The following is an 8,489-nucleotide window of genomic DNA, read 5'->3' as shown; positions in this document are numbered from 1 at the left end:
AGCGCTCGCCCGCGGCGGTGCTCTTTCCCCAGTTTGTGCCGGGCGATTGTCTGGTGCTGGGGGCACGACCCGGACAGGGCAAAACACGCCTGGCCCTGGAACTCGTGGTCGAGGCGCTGCGCAATGGTCGCCGCGGCGCGTTCTTCACGTTGGAATACACCGAGCGCGACATTGTCGAGCGGTTCGATACGCTGGGAGCGCAGGCAGCCCGCTTCGCCGATCGCTTCACATTCGATTGTTCCGATACCATTTGTGCCGATCGCATTGTGGGGACCCTTGCAAATGCGCCGCGCGGCACGCTGGCCGTGATCGACTATCTCCAGCTTCTCGATCAGAAGCGATCCAATCCTGCGCTGGCGGATCAGGTGCGCGCATTGCGCACGTTCGGTCGCGAAAGAGGCATCGTTTTCGTTTTCGTTTCGCAGATCGACCGCACCTTCGATCTGTCCGGCAAAGCTATCCCCGGTATGGATGACATTCGCCTGCCCAATCCCCTGGATCTCTCCCTGTTCGACAAAACCTGTTTCTTGAACGATGGCGAAGTGCGCTTTGAGGCCTCGGCAAGAACGGGTTAATCGGATCCGTTGGAAGGGAAGCGTTTTGCGCATGCGTTTTGCAGTGGCGCGCCTTGTGGCGTTTCACTGGGCGTCTGCCCGAAATGTCTGTATGTGAGCGAAAGAAACGAAGCGCGCGCGACGGGTCTTGTTGGCGCGTCTCGGGGGGCCTGCCTTGAAGCAGGAAGGCCTGCCACGCGGGCAGGCCAGGGCTTGTGGCGCCTTCAGCGGGCGCCGCTTGCCCGGGTCAGGGCGCAACCGCGAGGTTGACGGCCTTGGGACCTTTGCCGCGCTTGTCCGGCTCGGTCTCGAATGTGACCTTCTGGCCGTCTTCCAGGCCTGCCAATCCGGAAGCCTGAACGGCGGAAATATGAACGAACACGTCCTTCTCGCCATCATCCGGGGTGATGAACCCGTATCCCTTGGCTTGATTGAAGAACTTTACTGTACCACTCTGCGACATAGGAAGGAGTCCTTTCTCCCTGTATGCTGGTTTCGGCGGGCCAACCTCTTGACGGGTTTGTGTCCCATGGCTCATCGGTCGTTTACTGGGGGAGAAGAAACAGTCAGCTTCGCGCCTTTCATCGGGACCCGTGGTGCGGGCTTTTCGCCCGGACGAACATTTTGTCCTCGTTGCTTCGACGCGACTTCCCGGAGGGGCGTTCCTACCCGCTACCAGGGCATGCCATTCCAGTCTCCGGGCCGGCAAATGCCCGAATGGCAAGGAGCTTCTTCGATTTTGTCCAGGGGAGCAAGCGAAAGTTTTGTGAATAATACCAATTGCGAAGAACGATGCGCTTGCAATCTGTGCGGGCAAAGAAAAAGCGCGGCGAGTGAACGCCGCGCTCGATGCTTGCATGCAAGGTGTCTTGGGATCAGACAGCCGACAGGTTGACGGCTTTCGGGCCCTTGCCCATGCGATCGGGCTCGACCTCGAAGGAAACCTTCTGACCATCGGTAAGCGTGGTCATGCCGGAGCGCTCGACTGCGGAGATGTGTACGAACACATCCTTCGCGCCATCGTCCGGGGTGATAAAGCCGAAGCCTTTGCTCGCATTGAAGAATTTAACGGTGCCTGTCTGGGCCATTGGGAAACTCCTTTTCCCTTTGAGAGGTCGCATCTGCGCAACGCGCACAGGTTAGCGGTGGTTCGAGAGTTTGAAGAAAATCGGGGAAAGGGGCCGTCCAAATCATAAAGCTTCCAGTCTCCGGGTCTGCAATCACCCGAGCGCGGAGGAATCTATGGCACGAAAGGGAAATAGCTACAAGACTAAGCCCGGACCCGATTGACCCTGCCTTCGTGCCACGATGTCCCGCGCCTCAGCCTCGCGCGGCGGCTTCGATCTCGGCAAGGTCCAGTTTCACCATTTGAAGCATGGCTTCGGTGACGCGCCTCGCCGTGGCCGGGTCTGGATCGTTCACCAGCTCTCCAAGTCGCCTGGGTACGATCTGCCAGCAAAGTCCCCAGCGATCCTTGAGCCAGCCGCAATGCTCCGTCTCGCCTTCTTTGCCCAGAGCAGCCCAAAGACGATCGATCTCCGCCTGGGTTTCGCATTCGATCATGATCGAGAAACTGTGATTGAACGGATCCAGCGGCCCTGCCTCTATGCCCTGATAGCGCTGGTCGCCGAGTCTGAATCTCGCAATCTTCACACGTCCCGCCGGTCCGCTCGGCGTCTCGGCGGGAAGCGTCGTCAGGCTCTCGATCGTGGAGCCGGGGATGAGCGATGTGTAGAGACGAAGCGCGCGCTCCATGTCCTTCTCGAACCACAAATGTTGAATCACCTTCATGACTTCGTCCTTTCGTTTCTATGCAGCCCGTATGCAAAAGGACGGATGGGACGTCGCCATTCCGACTGGTAACGGTCATTTTCTGGACGCGATCGGCATTCCGGAAAGCGCGCTCCTCCGGTTCGCTGGCACTGCCGTGTGGACATGCCTCCGCAAATGGCTGGTCTTGCTCATGGGGAGCGGTGCGGATGCCGCTGAAGCATCATCCCAGCCCTGCGCTCCGGCGTCGCCATCCCCTGCGGGGCAACAGGGCTTGTCAGTTGCCCGATCCGGCGTCGAGCAGGGTCCCTGCATATCCGTTCGCGGCGACGGAAGAGCACAGGGAGCGCCATTCGCAACCGAGGCAGGCCTGCCGCGTCTTGCCTCCGGCAAAGGCGGTGCGCATGCGCTCAAGCAATTTCCGGTGCGGCCGCAGCCGCCGCCCGGCCTCTACGGGGTCGTCGAGCCAGCGCGTAAGCGCGATGGCGGCCCGCGCATCCCGTTCGCGCACGCGCGCACTCAGACAATGCGGCCGGGCCTCTTCGTTCAGAAGCGGGCTGCATATGTCGTCCGGGCCCTCGATCACGAGGACCGGCTCGCCTGAATTGAGACGCTCGACAATCCGATCGTAGTTGGCGGTGAAGGCGGGGCTGTAGCCCCGCCCCACATAAGTCAGCATGCACAGAAGATGATGCGCGCGCAGCCGCACTGTCATTCTGCGTCGCCGCATTTTGCAAGGCGCGACAGCGCCACGAGCGAAGCCGCGCCCAGCGCCGATTTCAGCACGCCGCCGATCACGAAAGGCGCGACGCCGAGCATGATGGCTTTTTCGGTGCCGATAAGACCGGCGAGCCACAGGCCGCCCATGGCGAGACAAAGCGCGTTTGCCGCCAGCATGGACGCGAAGGCGAGGAGGGGGCGTTGGGCGTTCCAGCCGCGTTCCCTCAGCGCGCCGACGAGCAGGGCCATGACCGGGAACGATGCCAGATAGCCGCCCGTCGGGCCTGCGAAATGCGCAAGGCCACCGGCACCGCCAGCCAGAACCGGCAGGCCGATCATCGCCTCCCCAAGCCAGGCGAGAATCGTCAATGTTCCCAGCCGCGCACCGTAAAGCGCGCCGATCATCGCCACGGCGAAAGTCTGCATCGTGACCGGTACCGGCACCATCGGCACTTCGATGCGCGAAGCGGCCGCGAGGAACAGTGTGCCGAGCATGACGGCGCTGGCCCTGAAGGCAAGCGACTTCTGGTCGAGCTGAAGCGCGCCGGCTTTGCCGATCAGTCCGGGGGCCTGCTGGGGTGCGAAACTTTGCGACATGGGAGCTCCTTTAAATTATAGATAATTATGTTGATTCATCTATTATTGAGTCCATATTCGCGTGCGCTTGGCAAGAGGGATGTGCGCAATCGCTGCAATTGCGCGCTCTTAATCCGCTCGGATGCCGCCCACGCCAGGCCTCTCGTTCGGGCCCGCCCGCGCTGTCGGCGCGCGTTGGAAGCGATCGGTTGGGGCAGGGGTATGGTTGGCGGTTCAGCCCTCGATGACGAACGCCTCGCGCCGCTTGCCGGAGGCCGTTTCCACCGGTTTGCGCCCGATCCACTGCACATGCCGGGCAAGCACCGCCGCGGCCGCGTCCACCTCGCCGCGCCGCAGGTGCTCCAGGATCGCGCGGTGGTCGCGGTCGGTGCGGGTTTCCCAGTTCGAGCGCCAGGCCGAAAAGAGGAAACGCGCGCTCGCTGCATGCAGGTCGTCGATTGCCGCCAGCAGGCGCGGCATGCCGCATGGTGTGAGCAGAATCCGGTGAAACCGCCGGTTCGCGGTCTCCCACGCCGTCACGTCGCGTGCCCGATCCCCTTCCAGCGTCGCTTCTTCGGCAGCCGCGAGGATCGCCGGTGTGAGATGCTGCGAAGCGTTGCGGAGCGCAAGCACCTCGAGGGCTGCCCGCATCTCCGCCACCTCGCGAACCTGGTTCAGGTCGAACGCCGCCACCCTTACGCCGCGCCGTGGCTCGTTCTTGGCCAGCCCCTGTGCTTCAAGCAGCCGAAAGGCCTCGCGCACCGGCACATGGCTGGCGCCGAATTCTTCGGCGACATGGTCCTGTCGCAACCGCGCACCGGGCTCCAGCATGCCCGACACGATCCGCTCGGCGAGCGTGCGGGCGATCTGTGCGGCCTTGGTCTCTTTGCGTTCGTTCATAATTATAGATAATTTGCTTCGGGTGCATTTGTCGAGCGCAGTTCTTCTGTGTCGGTGAAAGCGTTGGGGGAATCCGTCATCGCTTGACGTTTTTCATATTTGGGATAATTTCCCATATATGGATTCTCCGCCCCCAACGAACCAGACCATTGACCATCGCATTGCCGAGCGCTTGCACGCGCTGCGCCGGGAGCGCGGCTGGTCGCTCGACGACCTCGCCGGCTTGAGCGGCATCAGCCGTGCCACGCTTTCGCGGCTCGAGAACGCGGAGGTCAGCGCCACCGCCAATGTGCTGGGCAAGCTTTGCGCGGCCTACGGCATGACGCTCTCGCGCCTCATTCATCTCGTCGAGGAGGAGTTCGAGCCTCTCGTAACCCATACGGCGCAGGCGCTCTGGGAGGATTCCCAATCCGGGTTCGCCCGCCGCGTCGTCTCGCCGCCGGCCCGGGCGCTTGCCGGCGAGGTGATGGAGGGAGTGCTGCGTCCTGGCGCCCGCATTTCATACGACGCGCCGCCCCGGCCGGGGCTGGAGCATCACTTGATCCTGATTGAAGGCGCCCTTCGCATCACGGTCGATGGCGCGGTCCACACGCTTCATCCCGGCGATTGTCTTCGCTATCAGCTTCGCGGTCCCAGCCGGTTCGAGGCCGTTGGGCAGGCCGGACATGCGACAGGCGCCCGCTATTTCCTTTTCACGGTGTGATCCCATGCAAGACAAAGCCTCCCTTTTCATAGACCGCGTGACGGCCCAGGAAACCGAGCGCATTCTGCCTGAACTGGCGAGCCTTCTTCATGCTTGCGTGCATGACGGGGCGAGCGTCGGTTTCATCGCGCCCTTCACCATGGACGATGCAGAGCGTTTCTGGCGCGCAAAAGTCCTGCCGGCGCTGACCTCCGGCGAGCGGGTTCTCTTCATCGCGCGGCAGGCAGGCGATCTCGCCGGTTCCGTCCAGCTCGTTGTCGACACCCCGCCCAATCAGCCGCATCGCACCGAAGCGTCCAAGCTGCTGGTCGCTCCCGTCTTTCGCCGGCGCGGCATCGGCCGTGCCCTGATGGGCGCGTTGGAGATCGAGGCACGCAGCCTCGGCCGCAGCCTCATCACGCTCGACACGCGCACCGGCGACAAGGCCGAGCCATTATACGCATCCCTCGGCTTCGACGTTGCCGGCGTCATTCCCGGCTATTGCCGCGATCCGTTCCTCGATCGTCTGGACGCCACGACGGTGATGTACAAGCGGCTGATTTCGTAACCGCGCTTTCACGCGTCCGATACCGTCCCGAACAGATCGTGATGCCGGCGGTGGAACCCGACCGTGGTAAGCGCGCTTGTCCACGAGTGGGGTTCCGGGGTTCTGGCCCTAAATCTGCGAAAGAGATCATGCGACGCCTGGAAATACTGGACGGCATGCGGGGATACTTCCTCGTCTTCATGGTATTGAACCATCTGACGTTCGTTGGTGGATACCTGCTGGTTAAAATCAATCACGGCGAACTGGGCTACGTTCAGGACGCGCAGGGCTTCGTGTTTCTGTCCGGTCTGCTCGTCGGAATGGTCTACGCCCGCCGCATGATCCGCGACGGTTATGCCGCCGGTGCCGCCAAGGTCAGAAAACGCGCATTCGAAATCTATCGGTACGCGGTTGCCTGTCTCGCCATCGTGTTTCTGCTCGGCTTCGTGCTGAGTGCCTCCGCAACCTACTGGGAACCGTGGCTGTGGGACCTTGCCGACCACGATCCGTTCTATGCGGTTGCCTCGTTGCTGCTCCTCTATCAGCCCACCTATATGGACATCCTGCCGCAATACATTGTCTACATGCTCGTGTCGCCACCGCTCATCTGGCTGTGCGTCACGGGGCGTTGGATGTGGGTTGGCGCGCTCTCCGCGTTTCTATGGGCTGCCGTCCAACTCGGTCTCCATTTTCCCCTTGCCGGCGGCATTCGCGCATTGCTCGAGCGGGTTCACGAAGGCGAAATGTTCCGCACGGCTTTCAATGTGCTCGCATGGCAGGCGGTCTTCATGTCGGGCCTTGTGCTCGGCGCGCTGACGACCGACGGCAAGATCGACTGGAAAGAGGTGATGAACCCGCGGCGCACCGCACTCGCCTGGACTGCATTCGCTCTGGTGCTCGTCTTCATGGGGTTCCGCTTCGGTTTCACCTTCAAGGTGCTGCCCGAACCGATGATGGAACGCTTCCGCAGCCTGGACAACCGCACCGAGTTCAGCTTCGTCTATCTCCTGAATTTTCTGGCGACCGGCTATCTCGTCGCCTGGATGGTGATGGCCGGTTCTCTATCGGAAAACCGGATCGTGCGGGCGTTGGGCAGGGGGCTGTGCTGGATCTTCAGCCTTTCCTTCCTGCGCCTCATCGGTCGTCACTCGCTGCAGGTTTATGCCTGGCACGTCGTCGTCATTTATCTGCTGAAAGGATTCGAGCATCACTATGGCCCGTTCTCGGAATGGACCAAGACCGCGATTGCTCTTTCGGCCATCGCCTCGCTCGCCGTGCCCGCGCTTTATCGCGAGCGCGCGACTTACTTCAGCCAGTTCTCGCTCGCGCGCGAGCGCGCGTCGCCGGACGATGCCAGGGCCAAAACCGCACCCGCCGAGTGAGCCGCCGCCCGGCGGCTCGCCTGATTTCACTCCAGCATTTCATGAATGAGCAAGGGACACTGTACATCCATGACCGATTTCAACCGACGGGATTTTCTTTCGCTCGCGCTGTCGTCTTCACTGGTGGCGGGGCTGCCTGGCAGCGCGTTTGCCGCCGCCGGCGCTTCGGGCCTTTCCTTCGGTCCCGAAAAACCCTTCAGTTTCGATCTGTTGAAAGAAGAGGCCGAAGCGCTTGCCGCAAGCCCCTGGCAGGATGGTCGCTCGCCCCATGGCGAGATTTTGGAGAAGATTGATTACGACGCCTTCCAGCAGATCCGTTTCCGCAAGGACCATGCGCTCTGGACCGATGGCGCGGGTGGCGCACCGGTGCAACTTTTTCACCTGGGGCGCTATTTCCAGGAGCCGGTTCTGATCCACGTCGTCGAGAATGGCAAGGCCCGCGAGGTGCTCTACCGGCGGGAGTATTTCGACTTTCCCGAAGACCATCCGGCAAGCGAGCTGCCGGACAATATCGGCTTTTCCGGCTTTCGCCTGCACGAGGCCTCGCAGAAGACCGACTGGCTCGCTTTCCTCGGCGCGTCTTATTTCCGCTCTTCGGGCGAGTTGAACCAATACGGCCTTTCCGCGCGCGGTCTGGCCATCGACACCGCCTTGCCGAAGCCGGAGGAGTTTCCCCGGTTCAGCCGCATCTGGCTGGAACGGGTGGAAGGCGAAGCGGATCGCGCCGTGGTCTATGCCCTGCTCGACAGCCCCAGCGTCGCCGGTGCATATCGGTTCGATTGCGCAAAGGCCGACGGCCCCGTCATGGAGGTCTCCTCCTGGCTTTATCCGCGCAAACCCGTCGAGCGGCTCGGCGTCGCACCGCTCACCTCCATGTACTGGTATTCCGAAACGAACCGCAGACAGGCGGTCGACTGGCGGCCGGAGATCCACGATTCCGACGGCCTTGCCATCTGGATGGGCAATGGCGAACGCCTCTGGCGGCCGCTGAACAACCCGCCCGAAACCGTCACCAACGCTTTCATGGACGAGCGCCCGCGCGGCTTCGGCCTGCTTCAGCGCGATCGGGAGTTCACTCATTACCAGGACGACGGTGTCTTTTACGATCGCCGCCCTTCCGCATGGATCGAGCCGGTCAACGAGTGGGCTTCCGGCCAGGTGCAACTCGTCGAAATCCCGACCGATGACGAAATCCACGATAACATCGTCATGTACTGGGTGCCCGATGCGCCGGTCGAGCCGGGCAGGCCGCTCCAGTTCGACTACCGTCTCTACTGGACGGCGCAGGAGCCGTTTCCGGCGGAACTCGGACGCGTCCTGGCCACCTACACCGGCACCGGCGGCATTCCCGGTCAGCC

General features: G+C 62.3%; 11 protein-coding genes. 5 read left to right on the top strand and 6 right to left on the bottom strand.

Annotated features, from left to right (window positions below; genetic code table 11):
• On the top strand, positions 1–575 hold a 575-nt coding region (locus QZ638_RS20495; RefSeq protein WP_295813819.1), incomplete at its 5' end, for a DNA helicase.
• A gap of 226 nt (positions 576–801) precedes the next feature.
• On the opposite strand, the gene QZ638_RS20490 is transcribed toward QZ638_RS20495, so the two are convergent.
• The 6 genes from QZ638_RS20490 to QZ638_RS20465 form a co-directional block, all read right to left on the bottom strand.
• Positions 802–1,017 (bottom strand): cold-shock protein, encoded by a 216-nt coding sequence (locus QZ638_RS20490; protein ID WP_295813814.1) that lies wholly within the window; start codon positions 1,015–1,017, stop codon positions 802–804.
• 412 nt (positions 1,018–1,429) lie between these two features.
• The gene (locus tag QZ638_RS20485; RefSeq protein ID WP_090327267.1) at positions 1,430–1,642 is read right to left on the bottom strand and encodes a cold-shock protein; all 213 of its coding nucleotides are present in this window, start codon (positions 1,640–1,642) and stop codon (positions 1,430–1,432) included.
• A 232-nt stretch (positions 1,643–1,874) separates the two neighbouring features.
• The gene (locus QZ638_RS20480) at positions 1,875–2,345 is read right to left on the bottom strand and encodes a VOC family protein (RefSeq protein ID WP_295813809.1); all 471 of its coding nucleotides are present in this window, start codon (positions 2,343–2,345) and stop codon (positions 1,875–1,877) included.
• Between the two features lie 256 nt (positions 2,346–2,601).
• Positions 2,602–3,039, bottom strand: coding sequence for a DUF1284 domain-containing protein (locus tag QZ638_RS20475; protein ID WP_295813807.1), 438 nt, complete (start codon positions 3,037–3,039; stop codon positions 2,602–2,604).
• Positions 3,036–3,641, bottom strand: coding sequence for a biotin transporter BioY (locus QZ638_RS20470; protein ID WP_295813804.1), 606 nt, complete (start codon positions 3,639–3,641; stop codon positions 3,036–3,038). Before QZ638_RS20470 ends, QZ638_RS20475 begins: the two co-directional genes overlap by 4 nt.
• 213 nt (positions 3,642–3,854) lie before the next feature.
• A complete protein-coding gene (locus QZ638_RS20465; RefSeq protein ID WP_295813802.1) occupies positions 3,855–4,520 on the bottom strand; it encodes a GntR family transcriptional regulator in 666 nt (221 codons plus the stop codon).
• 118 nt (positions 4,521–4,638) lie between these two features.
• Here QZ638_RS20465 and QZ638_RS20460 point away from each other — a divergent pair, with 118 nt between their 5' ends.
• The 4 genes from QZ638_RS20460 to QZ638_RS20445 all read left to right on the top strand — a co-directional run.
• A complete protein-coding gene (locus tag QZ638_RS20460; protein WP_295813800.1) occupies positions 4,639–5,223 on the top strand; it encodes an XRE family transcriptional regulator in 585 nt (194 codons plus the stop codon).
• A 4-nt stretch (positions 5,224–5,227) separates the two neighbouring features.
• Positions 5,228–5,770 (top strand): GNAT family N-acetyltransferase, encoded by a 543-nt coding sequence (locus QZ638_RS20455; protein WP_295813798.1) that lies wholly within the window; start codon positions 5,228–5,230, stop codon positions 5,768–5,770.
• A gap of 128 nt (positions 5,771–5,898) precedes the next feature.
• Positions 5,899–7,131 carry an OpgC family protein gene (locus tag QZ638_RS20450; RefSeq protein WP_295813796.1) on the top strand — a complete coding sequence of 411 codons (1,233 nt, stop codon included), beginning with the start codon at positions 5,899–5,901 and terminating at the stop codon, positions 7,129–7,131.
• A 69-nt stretch (positions 7,132–7,200) separates the two neighbouring features.
• A partial coding sequence (locus tag QZ638_RS20445; RefSeq protein WP_295813794.1) for a glucan biosynthesis protein occupies positions 7,201–8,489 on the top strand: 1,289 nt, incomplete at its 3' end.

Source organism: uncultured Nitratireductor sp., assembly GCF_913053745.1.
GTDB lineage: Bacteria > Pseudomonadota > Alphaproteobacteria > Rhizobiales > Rhizobiaceae > Nitratireductor.
Note: the sequence above shows the minus strand (reverse complement) of the source record. Positions and strands in the feature narration are given on the sequence as shown.

What these genes read in the sequence shown, in the direction of transcription:
- QZ638_RS20470 (WP_295813804.1), bottom strand. Translation starts at nt 3,641, where the DNA reads ATGTCGCAAAGTTTCGCACCCCAGCAGGCCCCCGGACTGATCGGCAAA.
- QZ638_RS20455 (WP_295813798.1), top strand. Translation starts at nt 5,228, where the DNA reads ATGCAAGACAAAGCCTCCCTTTTCATAGACCGCGTGACGGCCCAGGAA.
- QZ638_RS20465 (WP_295813802.1), bottom strand. Translation starts at nt 4,520, where the DNA reads ATGAACGAACGCAAAGAGACCAAGGCCGCACAGATCGCCCGCACGCTC.
- QZ638_RS20450 (WP_295813796.1), top strand. Translation starts at nt 5,899, where the DNA reads ATGCGACGCCTGGAAATACTGGACGGCATGCGGGGATACTTCCTCGTC.
- QZ638_RS20490 (WP_295813814.1), bottom strand. Translation starts at nt 1,017, where the DNA reads ATGTCGCAGAGTGGTACAGTAAAGTTCTTCAATCAAGCCAAGGGATAC.
- QZ638_RS20480 (WP_295813809.1), bottom strand. Translation starts at nt 2,345, where the DNA reads ATGAAGGTGATTCAACATTTGTGGTTCGAGAAGGACATGGAGCGCGCG.
- QZ638_RS20485 (WP_090327267.1), bottom strand. Translation starts at nt 1,642, where the DNA reads ATGGCCCAGACAGGCACCGTTAAATTCTTCAATGCGAGCAAAGGCTTC.
- QZ638_RS20460 (WP_295813800.1), top strand. Translation starts at nt 4,639, where the DNA reads ATGGATTCTCCGCCCCCAACGAACCAGACCATTGACCATCGCATTGCC.
- QZ638_RS20475 (WP_295813807.1), bottom strand. Translation starts at nt 3,039, where the DNA reads ATGACAGTGCGGCTGCGCGCGCATCATCTTCTGTGCATGCTGACTTAT.